The 13,978-nt window shown below is 44.6% G+C and carries 18 protein-coding genes; 12 read left to right on the top strand and 6 right to left on the bottom strand.

Annotated elements, in window-relative coordinates:
• The first annotated feature begins 16 nt into the window (after positions 1–16).
• From NCCP2331_RS00395 to NCCP2331_RS00355, 9 genes are all read left to right on the top strand, one after another.
• Positions 17–1,066 (top strand): DctP family TRAP transporter solute-binding subunit, encoded by a 1,050-nt coding sequence (locus NCCP2331_RS00395; protein WP_153721699.1) that lies wholly within the window; start codon positions 17–19, stop codon positions 1,064–1,066.
• An 18-nt stretch (positions 1,067–1,084) separates the two neighbouring features.
• Positions 1,085–1,570, top strand: coding sequence for a TRAP transporter small permease (locus tag NCCP2331_RS00390; RefSeq protein ID WP_153721700.1), 486 nt, complete (start codon positions 1,085–1,087; stop codon positions 1,568–1,570).
• Positions 1,567–2,889, top strand: a complete 1,323-nt coding sequence (locus NCCP2331_RS00385) for a TRAP transporter large permease (RefSeq protein WP_251667813.1) — start codon at positions 1,567–1,569, stop codon at positions 2,887–2,889. Before NCCP2331_RS00390 ends, NCCP2331_RS00385 begins: the two co-directional genes overlap by 4 nt.
• A 12-nt stretch (positions 2,890–2,901) precedes the next feature.
• A complete protein-coding gene (locus NCCP2331_RS00380; protein WP_153721702.1) occupies positions 2,902–3,666 on the top strand; it encodes an SDR family NAD(P)-dependent oxidoreductase in 765 nt (254 codons plus the stop codon).
• Positions 3,659–4,132: a PPC domain-containing DNA-binding protein gene (locus NCCP2331_RS00375; protein ID WP_251667811.1), complete on the top strand. Its 474-nt coding sequence runs from the start codon at positions 3,659–3,661 to the stop codon at positions 4,130–4,132. Before NCCP2331_RS00380 ends, NCCP2331_RS00375 begins: the two co-directional genes overlap by 8 nt.
• Before the next feature lie 6 nt (positions 4,133–4,138).
• A complete protein-coding gene (locus tag NCCP2331_RS00370) occupies positions 4,139–5,620 on the top strand; it encodes a class I adenylate-forming enzyme family protein (RefSeq protein WP_251667810.1) in 1,482 nt (493 codons plus the stop codon).
• Positions 5,617–6,750, top strand: a complete 1,134-nt coding sequence (locus NCCP2331_RS00365) for a thiolase C-terminal domain-containing protein (RefSeq protein ID WP_251667809.1) — start codon at positions 5,617–5,619, stop codon at positions 6,748–6,750. The genes NCCP2331_RS00370 and NCCP2331_RS00365 overlap by 4 nt, the downstream gene beginning before the upstream one ends.
• Positions 6,751–6,757: 7 nt before the next feature.
• Positions 6,758–7,063 (top strand): Zn-ribbon domain-containing OB-fold protein, encoded by a 306-nt coding sequence (locus tag NCCP2331_RS00360; protein ID WP_251667808.1) that lies wholly within the window; start codon positions 6,758–6,760, stop codon positions 7,061–7,063.
• Positions 7,064–7,320: 257 nt separating this feature from the next.
• Positions 7,321–8,283, top strand: coding sequence for a bile acid:sodium symporter family protein (locus NCCP2331_RS00355; protein WP_251667807.1), 963 nt, complete (start codon positions 7,321–7,323; stop codon positions 8,281–8,283).
• Positions 8,284–8,520: 237 nt separating this feature from the next.
• On the opposite strand, the gene NCCP2331_RS00350 is transcribed toward NCCP2331_RS00355, so the two are convergent.
• The 6 genes from NCCP2331_RS00350 to NCCP2331_RS00330 all read right to left on the bottom strand — a co-directional run bounded on the left by NCCP2331_RS00350 (position 8,521) and on the right by NCCP2331_RS00330 (position 10,965).
• Positions 8,521–8,763, bottom strand: a complete 243-nt coding sequence (locus NCCP2331_RS00350) for a hypothetical protein (protein ID WP_251667806.1) — start codon at positions 8,761–8,763, stop codon at positions 8,521–8,523.
• Between the two features lie 34 nt (positions 8,764–8,797).
• Entirely contained in the window at positions 8,798–9,073 is a 276-nt protein-coding gene (locus NCCP2331_RS00345; protein WP_153721709.1) for a hypothetical protein, read from the bottom strand.
• A gap of 138 nt (positions 9,074–9,211) precedes the next feature.
• Positions 9,212–10,087, bottom strand: a complete 876-nt coding sequence (locus tag NCCP2331_RS00340; RefSeq protein WP_251667805.1) for a hypothetical protein — start codon at positions 10,085–10,087, stop codon at positions 9,212–9,214.
• 54 nt (positions 10,088–10,141) lie between these two features.
• Positions 10,142–10,273, bottom strand: a complete 132-nt coding sequence (locus tag NCCP2331_RS18360) for a hypothetical protein (protein ID WP_264879185.1) — start codon at positions 10,271–10,273, stop codon at positions 10,142–10,144.
• Between the two features lie 130 nt (positions 10,274–10,403).
• Positions 10,404–10,736 carry a hypothetical protein gene (locus NCCP2331_RS00335; RefSeq protein WP_251667804.1) on the bottom strand — a complete coding sequence of 111 codons (333 nt, stop codon included), beginning with the start codon at positions 10,734–10,736 and terminating at the stop codon, positions 10,404–10,406.
• 31 nt (positions 10,737–10,767) lie between these two features.
• Positions 10,768–10,965, bottom strand: a complete 198-nt coding sequence (locus NCCP2331_RS00330) for a hypothetical protein (RefSeq protein WP_251667802.1) — start codon at positions 10,963–10,965, stop codon at positions 10,768–10,770.
• Positions 10,966–11,248: 283 nt separating this feature from the next.
• On the opposite strand from NCCP2331_RS00330, the gene NCCP2331_RS00325 reads away from it, so the two are divergent.
• The 3 genes from NCCP2331_RS00325 (at position 11,249) to NCCP2331_RS00315 (ending at position 13,839) form a co-directional block, all read left to right on the top strand.
• Positions 11,249–11,959, top strand: coding sequence for a pseudouridine synthase (locus tag NCCP2331_RS00325; protein WP_251667800.1), 711 nt, complete (start codon positions 11,249–11,251; stop codon positions 11,957–11,959).
• 186 nt (positions 11,960–12,145) lie between these two features.
• The gene (locus NCCP2331_RS00320) at positions 12,146–12,520 is read left to right on the top strand and encodes a BlaI/MecI/CopY family transcriptional regulator (RefSeq protein ID WP_251667798.1); all 375 of its coding nucleotides are present in this window, start codon (positions 12,146–12,148) and stop codon (positions 12,518–12,520) included.
• 11 nt (positions 12,521–12,531) lie between these two features.
• The gene (locus tag NCCP2331_RS00315; RefSeq protein WP_251667796.1) at positions 12,532–13,839 is read left to right on the top strand and encodes a M56 family metallopeptidase; all 1,308 of its coding nucleotides are present in this window, start codon (positions 12,532–12,534) and stop codon (positions 13,837–13,839) included.
• The last annotated feature ends 139 nt before the right edge of the window (positions 13,840–13,978 follow it).

The raw sequence follows: 13,978 nt of genomic DNA, 5'->3' as shown, positions 1-13,978 counted from the left end.
AAAAAACTGGAGGGAAATGAAAATGAAAATGAAAAAGAAGAGTGTACTAGGGGCGATTGGATTATCAGCTATGCTGATGCTGGCGGCATGTTCATCAGACAAAGAAGGAGAAACATCTGCAGACAGCGGTAAAGCGGAATCAGAGGGTAAATCCTACAACCTGAAAATGTCCGTAACTGTCAATGACTCATCCACTTGGTATCAGGCGGCAGACAAATTATCGAAAGACCTGAAAGAAGAAACAGACGGCCGGATCAATATCGAAGTCTTCCCGAATGAACAATTATCAAACGGCGACCAAGGTAAAGGCGTCGAGCTCCTGACAAAAGGACAGACTGACTTGAGCCTTCACTCCACGATTATCTATTCAATCCTTGATGATCGTTTCGGAGTAGCGAGTGCACCGTTCCTGTTCAAAGATAAAGACGGCGTGGACAAAGTATTCAACGGTGCCGGCGGAGAAGCCATCGCAGAAATCCTCAATGAAAAGAACGTTGAGCTGCTTGGCTTTGGGGAAAATGGTTTCCGTCAGATTACCAACAGCAAAAAGGAAATTAAGTCACCAGCTGACATGAAAGGTCTGAAAATCCGTATTCCTGGAATTACGATGTATACCGATCTATACCGTGCTTTAGGTGCGGATCCAACGACTATGGCATTTTCCGAAGTCTTTACAGCGCTGCAGCAAGGAACGATTGACGGCCAGGAGAATCCGATCGATGTCATTCATTCGTCCAAGCTGAGCGAAGTACAGGATTACTTGACGACTTGGAACTATTCTTATGACCCGCTTGTATTAGGGATCAATAAAAAGTTGTTTGACTCCATGAGTGCAGAAGATCAGGAGCTGGTGAAGAAGCTGGGTAAAGAAGCAGCGGAATATCAAGTAGAGCTGGCACGTGAAACGGAAGCGAAGCAAATTGACGAGCTGAAGGATGCGGGGATGCAGTTTTACGCACCGACTGAGGAAGAATTAGCGGTGTTCACAGAAGCGGTACAGCCTGTTTATGAAAAATACGAAGATATCTGGGGCAAGGATCTGTTGGAAAAGTTCCGCGACCAATAAGGACTGGAGGGTGGATACATGGGAAAGGTACTCAATAGATTAGAAGAGTGGATTGTCGTCATCGTGTTGTCCATCATGTCCACCATTGCATTCGTCAATGTGCTGTCCAGAGGGTTTGCCAATTATTCATTTTCCTTTACGGAGGAAATCACAGTAAATTTGTTTGTCATGTTGACATTTGTCGGAACGGCCATTGGTGTGCGTGAATACGCGCACCTTGGCTTTACGCTGATTTACGACAGAGGGAACAGACTGCTGAAGAATATCATCACGATTTTGGTAGGCTTGATGATGGTGCTATTATTTTTCATTCTTTTATTTTATGGAATTAAGATGGTGCAGTATCAGGTGGATATGGGGCAGAAAACGCCTTCTCTTGGCTGGCCACAATGGTGGTTCTCCATGTCGATGCCGATTGGAGCGTTCTTCTGTTTGATTCGCTCCATTCAAGCAACAATCACGGAATTCCGTCAGCAAAATGGGAAGGGAGAGCAGCCATTATGACAGCTATTATTTTATTCGGCCTGTTTTTTATCTTAGTTATGCTTCGAATGCCGATTGCTGTAGCGCTGGCGATCTCATCCATTGTGGTGCTCTTTACAGGCAGCGGGTTATTCGGCTTGGAATTAGTAGCAGATATTATGTATACGAGTGTGGCGAAGTTTACGCTGCTTGCGATTCCGTTTTTCATTTTGGCGGGCGTCATTATGGAGCACGCAGGGATCTCGAAGCGCTTGATTGATTTTGCACAAGCTTTGGTCGGTCACCGGAAAAGCGGAATTATCTTTGTTACCGTGATGACGGCGATTTTCTTTGCTGCCATCTCTGGTTCCGGCCCGGCGACTGTAGCGGCAATCGGCGGTATTTTGATTCCGGGCATGGTAAAGAACGGGTATAAGACCGAAACAGCAGCCGGCTTAGTTGCGAGTTCGGGTGCAATTGGGATTATCATACCTCCCAGTATCGCATTTATCGTTTTTGCAGTCGTAGCAGGTGATCAAATTCCTGTTTCTATCGGACGGCTGTTCATGGCAGGCGTGATTCCAGGACTGTTATTAGGTGCAGGTTTCATCCTGGCAGCCATGTTTGTCAGACGCCGGCAGGAAAAGCGCGAAGGCCCGATAGCTGCTCAGCAGAAAACAGAGCCGGCTTCCGGAAAAGAACGTTTACAGGCATTTGTCAGTGCGATCTGGGGACTGCTGATTCCGGTCATTATACTGGGCGGGATTTACGGCGGGTTTTTCACGCCGACAGAAGCCGCAGTTGTCGCCGTATTCTACAGTTTGTTCATTGGTTTTTTCATTTACCGCGAATTAACACTGAAGAAACTGTACGATATTTTGGTGGCGGCAGGCATTCAGACAGCGGTCGTCATGTTCATCGTCAGTGCGGCAAGTGTATACGCGTATATCATTACGACGGAGCAGATTGCCACACAGGTATCCGACGTCATGCTGGGTATTTCCGATAATAAAATTATTATTCTGCTGCTGATCAATATCATTCTATTGATTGCGGGGATGTTTATCGACGCAATTTCTGCCTATTATATTTTCGTGCCGATTTTACTGCCTATCGTGCTGTTGTTTGATGTGGATCCCACCGTGTTCGGTGTGTTCATGACAGTCAACTTGGCGATCGGACTCTTTACACCGCCTGTAGGTCTCAACTTGTTTGTGGCCGCCGGGATATCCAATACATCGATCGGACAAATATCAAGAGGGGTCTTGCCTTTCGTTGTCTCCTCGATCATTATTTTGTTCCTGATTACGTATATTCCTCAAATATCCACATTTCTGCCAGACTTATTAAATATTAAATAGATACAGGGAGGGATGCTTGTGAAACTGAAAGGCCAGACAGCGATCGTCACGGGGGCAGCCAGCGGTATTGGCGCCCGGACGGCCCTCCTTCTCTCTCAAGAAGGAGCTAATGTTGTTTTAGTCGACTTAAACAGCTGCCGCAGCACTCTGAATGACATTCAAGAATCACGTGAAGAAGCGGGAGTCCTGGAGTGTCTGGGCGATATTCGGGATAGTGAGTTTGTAAGCGCTGTCATCGCGAGGGCATCCGATACATTCGGCGAATTGCATATCCTGATTAATAACGCAGGCACTTGCAGCAGAAATAGTTTAGAAACCATGACACTTGATATGTGGGACCGCGACATGGATACAAATGCAAAAGCTGCATTCCTGTTTACTCAAGCCGTTGTTTATCCGCATATGATGGGACAAAAGTACGGTCGGATCATTAATATCAGTTCGATTTCAGGAATGAATGGCGGCGTCATCTCCGGCGGTTCCAAAGACGGCAGATCCGGGCCGGCCTACTCGGCTTCCAAAGGTGCAATAATTGCGTTGACGAAGTGGGTGGCGAAAGAGCTGGGGGAATACGGGATCACGTGTAATTCAGTGGCACCCGGGGCAACTGAAAGTGCGATTACGGCAGGTATTGAATACGATGTCAGCGGCCAGGCGGTCAAACGGATCGGCACGCCTGCTGATATCGCACAGGCTGTTTTATATTTTGCATCATCCGAATCAAGCTATACGACAGGACAAATTCTGAAAGTTGATGGAGGGTACAGTTTTGGATAATCGTATTCAAGCGGTGTATGACGGCACGACGAATCGCATCATCGGACGTTTGAAGAAAGATATTGATTTGTTTGAAGGCATTATTGAAATATGCAAAGAGCACAGCGTGGAAGCGGCACAGTTTCAATGCATGGGCTCTCTCGCACACGCCACATTCGTACAGCTGGATCAGAATGAGGACAAGTCCCTGCAGTATTCCAATCGGATTGTCACGGACACTCCGGTTGAACTGCTGACAGGTACGGGCTTTGTCGGTCACAGTGCAGAAGGAGAACTGGAAGTCCATTTTCACGGATTATTCGTTGATTGCAATAAAAATATCAATGGCGGTCATTTCATCGGCGGTGAAAATCCGATTGCCATCACAGTGGAGTTTATAATTTTTCCCCTGCTGGATGCTGCCATGCAGCGGCGCCCGGATGAAATTTCGGGTATCCCTGTATTCCACTTTTTAGAGAAGGAGTGAAGAATTTTGGAGACAATCGGTAAATTGGCAATGAAATCAGCAGCTGCCTATCCGGATAAAACAGCGGTAAAAGACGCACAGCGTTCATTTACATACCGGGAAATGATGGAACGGGCACTCGCTCTGACAGCTTATTTTAAGAAGGTCGGACTGAAAAAAGGAGACCGTTTCGGAATTTTGATGTCAAACCGGCTGGAACACATTGAACTGGATGTGGCCGCAGCACTTTCGGGAGTTATCAAAGTACCGCTGAATTATAGACTTCATCCAAAAGAACATGCCTACATGCTGATGGATGCAGATGTGAAGCTGGTGATTGGAGAAGAGCAGTTGATCGAACCGATCGATATGAAATTACAGGCACTGCCGATCGGCGAGGCGTATGAAAAGGCGATAGAAAGCTGTAAGGGCATTCATTCGGCTGCAGCTGTCGATGAAGATGATATTTTTGCGATTATGTACACATCCGGCACGACAGGCAATCCAAAAGGCGTCATGCTGAGTCACCGCAACATGATTGCAGGCGCATTGTCACTGGCCCTTGTCTGCGAGACGGGTTACGACGATGTCATCGGGCACGTCGCTCCCTTGACGCACGGCAGTAATTTCTTATCACATGTAGCGTGGCTGTATGGGCTGACACAGGTAGTGTTCAGTAATTTTGAGCCGGAAGAATTCGTACTTGATTTGAAACGTGAAAATATTACCGTCATCTTCCTGGTGCCGACAATGGTCAATTTGATGATTCAGCATCCGAAGTTTGATCCGAAAAACCTGTCCACGCTGAAAGCAATTAACATGGCGGGATCAGCTATCGCGGCGAGTAAACTCGAGCAAGCGCTCGCTCTGACGGGCCCGATTTTTGCCCAGACATTCGGGCAGGTGGAAGCCCCCATGTGCATTACAATGATGCCGAAACGTGAACTGGGAGATCATTTGGAATCCTGCGGACGTGTCGGACCGTTTGTTGATGTGAAAATTGTTGATGACCAAGGGACAGAACTGCCGGCAGGGGAAGTCGGAGAAATCGTCTGCAAAGGGTCACTTGTCATGAAAGGCTACTGGAATAATGAGCAGGCGACGAATGATACACTGATTGACGGCTGGCTGCAGACAGGCGATCTCGGCTGGAAAAGTGACGAAGGCTATGTTCATATTGTCGACCGGAAAAAAGACGTCATCATCTCAGGGGGCGTCAATATTTATCCGAGAGAAGTGGAAGAAGTGCTGAATAAACATACCGGCGTAAAGGAGACATGTGTCATTGGCGTGCCTGATGACAAGTGGGGAGAGAACGTCATCGCGTATGTTGTTCCGAACGGCACGGCTGAGGTGACGAATGAAGACTTGATCCAGCTTTGCCTCGATCATATGGCCAGTTTCAAGAAGCCGAAAGAAATCCATATCGTGGAAGAACTGCCGAAAAGCTCATACGGCAAAATACTGAAGCGGGAGCTGCGCAGTCAGCATGAGGAGGTGCAATCATGACGAATGTATATATTGAGGGAATCGGAATGACGAAGTTCGGTAAATTTGTGGATCGATCGATGAAATCGCTCCTTCTGGATGCCTGTGTTGAGGCACTGGAAGACGCGGGAAATCCGAAAGTTGATGCGGTATTCGTCGGGAACTTCATGGGCGGTTCCATCTCCAATCAAGAAATTCTGGGCGCAATTGTCGCGAATGAACTGGGCCTCGGCTACGTTCCGACAGCCAAAGTGGAAGGAGCCTGCGCGTCAGGCGGCATCGCTCTCCGTCAAGGCATTATGGGAATCCTGAGCGGCGAGTACGAGACGGTGCTGGTGGCGGGCGTCGAAAAGATGAAACACGCCTCCACAGCGGACGTCACGCAGGCCATCAACGCTGCAATGGATACGGATTCCAATGAAAAGCAGGCGGGACTGACCTTCCCGGGTTTCTTCGGAGTGCTTGCAAACCGGTACTTCCATGAAACAGATGCCACGAAAGAACATCTGGCCATGATTGCACTGAAGAATCGCGAGAACGCCTTGAACAACCCGTTGGCGCAGTTCCAAAAGCCGACGACGATGGATGAAATCATGAGTGCGCGGATTATCACGTCACCGCTCGGTCTGTTTGACTGTTCACCGACAACGGATGGGGCAGCAGCTTTAATTATTTCCAATAAAAAAGGAAAGATTCATATTCGTTCGTCAGCACAGAGTTCGGGACCTACACAAATGCAGGATGCAGATGATCTGCTGGCGCTGCCTGCTGTTTGGGAGTCCGGCCGTATGGCGTACGAAAAGGCAGGAGTCGGCCCCGAAGATATAGACGTCGTGGAAATCCATGACTGTTTCTCCATGACAGAGATGATTGCGACAGAGGAGCTCGGCTTCTTCCGTAAACGGGAAGGCTGGCTTGCGGTGGAGCAGGGACGAACGAAAGCAACCGGCGATAAGCCTGTCAATACGAGCGGAGGTCTGCTGTCACGCGGCCATCCGATTGGTGCAACAGGCATTGCGCAGATCTATCATTTAGTCCGGCAGCTTCGCGGGACAGCGCCGAATCAAGTCGAAGGCGCACGGCTGGCACTTGCGCAGAATCTGGGCGGAACCGGCTCTTATTCCACAGTTCATATTTTAGAAAGGTTGTGAAGAAGGGATGAAGGTTTATCAATGTGATCAGTGTGAATATGCCAGCGTGTCGGATAAGTACAGATGTCCAAGTTGTGGAACCGGACAACTGCAAGAAAAGGAATTGTCATCAAAAGGCAGTGTCTACAGCTACACAGACATCCATATTGCGCCTGCTGAATTTGCGCATCTAGCGCCTTATACCGTTGCGCTCGTCCAGCTGGATGAAGCGCCAGTGAAAGTGACCGTGCGGATGAATTCTGGTGTGAAGATCGGTGACACAGTGGATTTGGATCATTTGGAGGATGGGGCGTATATTTATAGCAAGTGCTGACAAATGGGAGTGTTCGATGTGCCCGTGATCATAGAAAGCGGTTGAGCGCTCATTGACACCTCGCGAGTGATCATAGAAAGTCGACGGACGCTCATAACAAGCGTCTGCGTGATCATAAACACCCCGTAGGTGCTCGTACACAGGGGCCAGCCGCTCATAGCACCATATTTGAATATTCTTTTTATGGGTTAACGGCTTGTACCTGGCATGCTATACTGATGCCAGGTGCAAGTTTTGCTCGTTAGGGAGAGTTGTCTGTGAAAATCATACCGGTAATTTCTAAAATCATTTCTAAATATCTGCCCATCTGGATTGTGCTGTTATCGATAATCGCCTACGCCATTCCGGATGCTTTCATTTCCATCCGCCAGCTGACCGGCTTCGGACTGGGGACCATCTTCTTCCTGATGGGACTGTCGCTGTCTTGGGAAAAGCTGCTCGAAGTGATTAAAAATCCGAAGTATGCGCTGCTCGGTGTATTTCTGAAATGGACAATCATGGTTGGCGTGTCAATCGGAATTGCCTATGTGTTCTTCAGCAATCAAGCCGAAATTGCAACAGGGATTATCTTGGCGGGAACGGTGCCAAGCGGAACATCCGCGAATATTTATACATTCATTGCAGGCGGAGAAGTTGCGCTGAGCATTACGATGGCCACACTGGACACGTTCATTTCGCCTGTGCTGACGCCTGTGCTGCTGCAAGTATTCGCAGGACGCTTTATCCCGATTGAATTCTGGCCTTTATTCCTTAATATCATATATATCGTATTCCTGCCTTTACTGGCGGGACTGCTAGTGCAATGGAAATGGCAGAAACAAGTGGAAACCGTCAAACCGTATACACCGGTTTTATCGCAGCTCGCGCTATTTGTCGTTATCCTCTCCGTCATTTCGAACGCACAGCAGGCGTTATCGGAAAATCTATCTGTATTGCCGCTCGTTTTCGTGGCGGTTACCCTGCAAGTCTGCATTCCAATGCTGTCGGGTTACTTCATTGCCAGATGGCTCGGCGTGCCGGAACGCAATGCGCGGGCGATTTTATTCCACACGGGAATTTGCAACTCCGCATTGGCTGCGACGCTTGCAATGGAACATTTCGGCTCGCTTGCTGCCGTGCCGGCTGTTGCCAATATGGTCATGAACCTGACCATCGGGGCGCTGATGGCAAGTTTATTTGAGAATAAGTTTCGGATAAAGGATGAGGAAGTGCAGGTATGACAAAAGAAGCTGTCCGGGAAGTGAAAGTTGCTTCCAAGGCAGCCTTTTCTAATGAAATGCAGTGAGATAAATACCGCAGCGCTCCAAAGTGATGCCAGACCGCACCAAATTGGCTGTTCGCCGCACTAATGTTCCATGCTGCTTGGTTCATACGCAACTCCAAGTACAGTTTTGAATTCTTTCTAAGTTGTAGGGGGACCAGTTACCTTATTTTCAATGTACTTCTGGGCAATAAACTCATTCATATGTGCTGGATTTTGCTTTACTCAATTGATCTTTCATATTAAAAATAAATTCCCCCGCAAAGAAAGCTAATAGGCCGCTCCAAAAAATCATACCCGGCGAGAATAAAATGCTGTCTTTTGCTAAATAGTAGAAGTAGTTTATCGCTGAGACGAGCATATACGCAAAAAAACCAATAGTGATGCCCCTTTTTGAATTAATCAACTCCTGATCATTCATCTTTTTGAAAAATACCATGTGTCATCCCTTCCTTCATCCTTCCTGAATAGATTTAATTTACACCATTGTTAATCCAATAGACGAGGCCGATTGTAAAATAGATGATGACAGAAACCGGTATGGACAGGCTGAATAAAATCAATCGTTTACGACCTGGTGTTTCTTTTACCGCATTATAATGAATGCCTAACGTGATGATGGACATCATTATGGTCGCATGGTCAAGATAGGAAGTCAGCTGATATAAAGGCTTGTGTGTCAACGAGCTGTAAATGACAGACGCTAAAATAAACACAGATGTCAAAATTGCCAATTTAGTATTTGTCATTCTTTTCACCACCCGCTTCTTGCATTAGACTTTGTTTCTACAGTTTAGTTACAACAATCATAGTCTGTGTTTTACACAGGATAAGAAATAGCGGGCTGTAGATCTAGTTCTATCTAGATCAATGTAATGAAAAGACTTTTATTCGACACGGGAATCCCAAAGCAGCTTTCCATCAGCAGAGTAAATTTGTTCGTGTTCTATTGGTTCTCCTGGAGGCTCAGTACCTTGAATCCAGCGATTTACAATATAGTGATGTTCAAACCCTATATTATTTGTCGCTATGATTGTCGTCGTATAAATCTCCCCGTCGCCTAATGTTACTTCTTCATCCGTTTCATAGCCTTCAGAAAACATGTCATGCGGGATTTTTTTATCAGAAATCACATGATCATCTACTTTGCTAACGACACGTATGTCAGTGAATTTTATCTCTGATTCTACTTTCTGAATGTCTGCACTAAGAATTCCTTTTTTCCAATAAATATTGTCATTGTATCGCTCTTCACCCTCAAAACTTGGAATAAGCGTTGGGAAAACCACCTCTTTTATACTCTCCATACCAATTCGGTCGTCTTGAGTGGTTTTCATTACACCCCGTTCATTAATCACAATTTTGGGCAGTGCATCACCAAAAATATCACGGGAAACAGTTATGCGGAAAGTGGTGCCGCTTTTTTGCATAGGGAATAGCTCGCCGTCAAAATCCAGACTGACAACAGTGTGTTGACTGACCTCCTTCGGTGTTAGAGTGAAGGTTAGGGGCAATGTAAGCTCTTCTGCATTAATCGCTCCCAATTCGGTAGCAGCACTTTCAATAAGGCTCGCCTTTTGTTTTAACATGTCGTCAACATTAGAAGAAATCATATTCATGTCATTTCTTACGCTGTTATTCCAATGCTCCATTTCAGCAGTTGTATTTTCTATGTGCATTTGCAGATTGTTGATTTTAAAAAATGAAACCGCTTGGGATACTAGGAGTATTCCCACTAAAATATATAATATTTGATTCTTCATTTTGCCCTCCTTCAGTAACTTCTACACCATAATGTATAGGAGCCCGGCACCTTACTATCTATTTTTCTTGCCTTCATAGGAATCTACAACCTTCCCGTCCTTTGTTTGTTTCAGGATATACTTATCACTTGCGTATTTATTATGATCGTCTAATTCTTCCCCTAAAGTTTTATAGTCTGTGTTCATTAACCAACCGCCATATTCACCCATATCACCATTTAACTGTTAGGGTAATTTTATTTATTTCATTTATAGTTCTATCATTTTTATGAGTAACTTGTTCTAACACGGCATGCCCAAAAACTTTTACAACTCACTACTTCCTCCACAACAAGTAGAACAATTCATAAATGAAAATATTCGAAAGGGCCAGCACGCCTATCATGATATACATCTCGGAAGGCAATTTGAAGAAGTATATCACTATAGCTAAGAAGGCGAAAACGCCAAAGGTTCCGGCATACAATCGCTTACGGGTGGGAGTTGCTTTTTCTTTTGTACTAAATGCATTAAGCACAATGACTGTTACCGCCACTGTGAAGACTGTAATCAGCGCAGTGCGGGAAAAATCAAAAATAAGCACCATGGCAATTATAATCAGAGTCATCACAAGTATTTCAAGGTATTCTCTTACTTTATATCTGGCCATCTCGTATTCACCCCCGCAAACTAAACATTTTTCATGAACGCCTGCCTGGACTTTTCAGCCAGCCAATAAAAATCAAAGATTCACCGATCAGTAACCCTATGGCTGCAGCAGTGATTCCTGTTTTATAGTCCGGATTTTCAAAAACCAATCCTGCAATGATAAATCCGATGAGAAAGCCGAGAAAGATCTTTGGATATTTCCTCCATCCACTCCTGAAATATTCAGCCATGAAATGAACTCCTTTCAGCAGTTTCCGTTTCTATACCATTTTACCTAAATATACCATAAACGACTGAATTATTAAGCGGTTCAGTCAACTTCGCCTTCTCTAAACAAACAAAAAAGGCTGGTCAGAGAAATGAATTTCCTGACCGGTCTGATTGAAAGAATAAATGGGAACTAGTCACCCATAATTCAAGAACGTTTCTAAATTGTACAGGGACCAAGTACCTTATTCTATACACTACATGATATGATAGAAAAAAGCTGCGGACAGACAAGGAGCGGAAGCGTTGAGGTTAAATCAATTTATCAGTTCTTCGGGTTTCTGTTCCAGAAGGCAGGCGGAGCGGTATATTTCAGCCGGAAAGGTTCAGGTGAACGGGGAGATTGCACCGCATGTGTATTTTGTTGAAGAGAATGATCAGGTGGAAGTGGATGGCCAGGTCATTACACATGCTTCGCCGAATATTTATATGATGCTGAATAAACCAAGCGGAATTATTTGTACGGCTTCACCCGGCATTGCGGATAATATTATTGACTTTGTGGCGTATCACGAACGTATATTCCCGGTGGGCCGGCTGGATAAAGAAACAGAAGGCCTGATTTTATTAACTAACGACGGCAGTATCGTAAATGAGTTAATGAAGGAAGAAAATCAGCAGGAAAAGGAATATATCGTGACAGTCGATAAAAAGATTACAGAGGATTTCATAGCAGACCTCTCAAGCGGTGTGGATATTTATAATCCGAGGAAAAAGGGCTATTCAAGAACAAATCCCTGTCCGGTAATTCAGCAGGATGACTATACATTCCGCATCACGCTTTCTCAGGGGCTGAATCGGCAAATTCGCAGAATGTGCCGCCGTTTCCAGTATACAGTTACGCATTTGCAGAGGGTGCGGATCAAGCATATTGAGCTCGGTTCATTGGCGCGGGGCCAGTGGCGCTTCTTGACGAGCGAGGAGATTGAAGGGTTAAAAAGAAAAGATAATGAGTAACGATTCTGAAATAAAAACATCAATGGAGTTGAATTCATTGATGTTTTTATTTTTGTTCAATTGCAACAGTGCAGTAATTATTAGCTTATTTGACAGTCACTACAACTTGTAGTATATTATTGTTACTACAAGTTGTAGTGGTTTAATTGTTATGGACGCATAACACTAAGTAAAGAGGTGTACACTTTGAATTATTTACAGAAGTTGTCTGATACTGAGATAGAATTAATGGAAGAGATTTGGGGTTATGAACAACCTGTCACTTCAAGAGAATTATTGAATACCTTCTCCACAAAGGGAAGAGAGTGGAAGTCCCAGACAATCTCCACATTTTTATCCAGATTAGTAGAAAAGGGATTTTTACATGTCACAAGACGGGGCCGGATCAATACCTATGTGCCCTGCATTTCATCAGCGGATTACAAACTACAAGAAACACAAAATGTACTAGATGGGTTATATGAGGGCTCGGTCAAAAATTTGATTTCAGCGTTGTATGATGGTGAAAAGCTTTCAAGTGAAGACATTGCAGAATTGAAGCAATGGTTTTCAGAAAGATAGGTGAAAACCAAATGAGTTTATTTCTAGAACTTCTTGTCACACTCACGGTTAGCGGCAGTATAATTGTATGCTGCATCTCTTTGATGAGTCTCATTTCACCTGATGTTTTCCCTGCAAAAGTACGTTATATAATTGCAAAGACGGCTGTTTATTTCTATGTATTTCCTATAGCATTTATAGCGGAACGACTCATGACATTCGTGAGTTTCAAGTCAGGGCAGATCGGGACTGCTTCCGGAACGGTTACACTTATACCGGAAACAGCTGCTGGAAACATTAGACGGTTGATCCCAGAATATATTATTTCCTTCGAGATAATTGCAGTATTATTAAGCTTGTGGGCAACAGGCGTTCTGACCTTTATTATTTGGCAAATTTACTGCTATCAAAGATTTTTAAAAAATATAAGAGCATCCAGTATGCCTGTTTCGAATGATAGCGAAGCAGCTACACAGCTTATTTATATGAAGCAAGTAGTAGGGATAAAAGAAATTGTACGAATTAAGTATAATTCAAGTATTAAAAGTCCCGTCTTGGTCGGGTTGCTAAAGCCAACCATTTTACTTCCTGCGAACGATAAACTGGATATGGATTTAGGTATGGTCATTCGCCACGAATTAGTTCATCTCAAGCGCAAGGATTTATGGGTGAAGATGCTTGTTCTAAGCGCTGGGGCCATCCATTGGTTCAATCCTCTTGTTCACGTGCTTCGTAAGGACATTCATACGTGGAGTGAACTTTCCTGCGATGCAGAAGTTGTAAAGGATATGTCTCATGACGAGCGTAAAAGATACGGCGAAACGATTTTGAACGTCATGATAGGGTGTAGAGGATTGCCTATAAAGTTCTGCTCTTCATTATCAGATGATGGAATACAGTTAAAGAGGAGGTTGACGATGATGTTGAATGTAAAGAAATTGAAAAAACATACTAAATTTATGACAGTAATTACAATTCTTATTATTGGTGCTCTTGGTACATCTACAGCTGTTTGGGCTGCGAAAATTACACCAGAGGTTACTGGTGCAGTAAAGACACAGATTGCAGCAGATGAAAAAAAGGGAGGCTCCACTTTTTCCGACGGTTCCGAATATGATTATGCTTTTTCTGCGCTCTCTTCTGACCAACAGAAGCAAGTGACAAAAGAAATGGCTCACTACTATTTGGATGAACAAAGAAATGTAGCTTATTTCAGTGATTTACATACCGACAGTGTCCCTTTTACATCTCTTACGGCTGAACAACAGCTTCAAGCTATTAAGGAAATTGGCTGGTATTCACTTAAAATGATTAGAGAGCAGAAAACTAGTGTTGAATAACAGCAAATAATATGATATTCATGTCAGTTAAGCACTAAAATAGTAAAGGGCGATACTATACAAGCAATCTTGTATAGTATCGCTCTTATTTTTCATTTAACATCGTGCCAAAAGAGGCTTGTGTTTGGAACTCGTTGAG

This window comes from Sporosarcina sp. NCCP-2331 (assembly GCF_023707945.1).
GTDB lineage: Bacteria > Bacillota > Bacilli > Bacillales_A > Planococcaceae > Sporosarcina > Sporosarcina cascadiensis.
Note: the sequence above shows the minus strand (reverse complement) of the source record. Positions and strands in the feature narration are given on the sequence as shown.

Excerpts from the sequence above, each read along its gene's own strand:
- NCCP2331_RS00395 (WP_153721699.1), top strand. The coding sequence starts at position 17 with ATGAAAATGAAAATGAAAAAGAAGAGTGTACTAGGGGCGATTGGATTA.
- NCCP2331_RS00390 (WP_153721700.1), top strand. The coding sequence starts at position 1,085 with ATGGGAAAGGTACTCAATAGATTAGAAGAGTGGATTGTCGTCATCGTG.
- NCCP2331_RS00385 (WP_251667813.1), top strand. The coding sequence starts at position 1,567 with ATGACAGCTATTATTTTATTCGGCCTGTTTTTTATCTTAGTTATGCTT.
- NCCP2331_RS00380 (WP_153721702.1), top strand. The coding sequence starts at position 2,902 with ATGCTTGTGAAACTGAAAGGCCAGACAGCGATCGTCACGGGGGCAGCC.
- NCCP2331_RS00365 (WP_251667809.1), top strand. The coding sequence starts at position 5,617 with ATGACGAATGTATATATTGAGGGAATCGGAATGACGAAGTTCGGTAAA.
- NCCP2331_RS00360 (WP_251667808.1), top strand. The coding sequence starts at position 6,758 with ATGAAGGTTTATCAATGTGATCAGTGTGAATATGCCAGCGTGTCGGAT.
- NCCP2331_RS00350 (WP_251667806.1), bottom strand. The coding sequence starts at position 8,763 with ATGGTATTTTTCAAAAAGATGAATGATCAGGAGTTGATTAATTCAAAA.
- NCCP2331_RS00345 (WP_153721709.1), bottom strand. The coding sequence starts at position 9,073 with ATGACAAATACTAAATTGGCAATTTTGACATCTGTGTTTATTTTAGCG.
- NCCP2331_RS00340 (WP_251667805.1), bottom strand. The coding sequence starts at position 10,087 with ATGAAGAATCAAATATTATATATTTTAGTGGGAATACTCCTAGTATCC.
- NCCP2331_RS18360 (WP_264879185.1), bottom strand. The coding sequence starts at position 10,273 with ATGAACACAGACTATAAAACTTTAGGGGAAGAATTAGACGATCATAAT.
- NCCP2331_RS00335 (WP_251667804.1), bottom strand. The coding sequence starts at position 10,736 with ATGGCCAGATATAAAGTAAGAGAATACCTTGAAATACTTGTGATGACT.
- NCCP2331_RS00330 (WP_251667802.1), bottom strand. The coding sequence starts at position 10,965 with ATGGCTGAATATTTCAGGAGTGGATGGAGGAAATATCCAAAGATCTTT.
- NCCP2331_RS00315 (WP_251667796.1), top strand. The coding sequence starts at position 12,532 with ATGAGTTTATTTCTAGAACTTCTTGTCACACTCACGGTTAGCGGCAGT.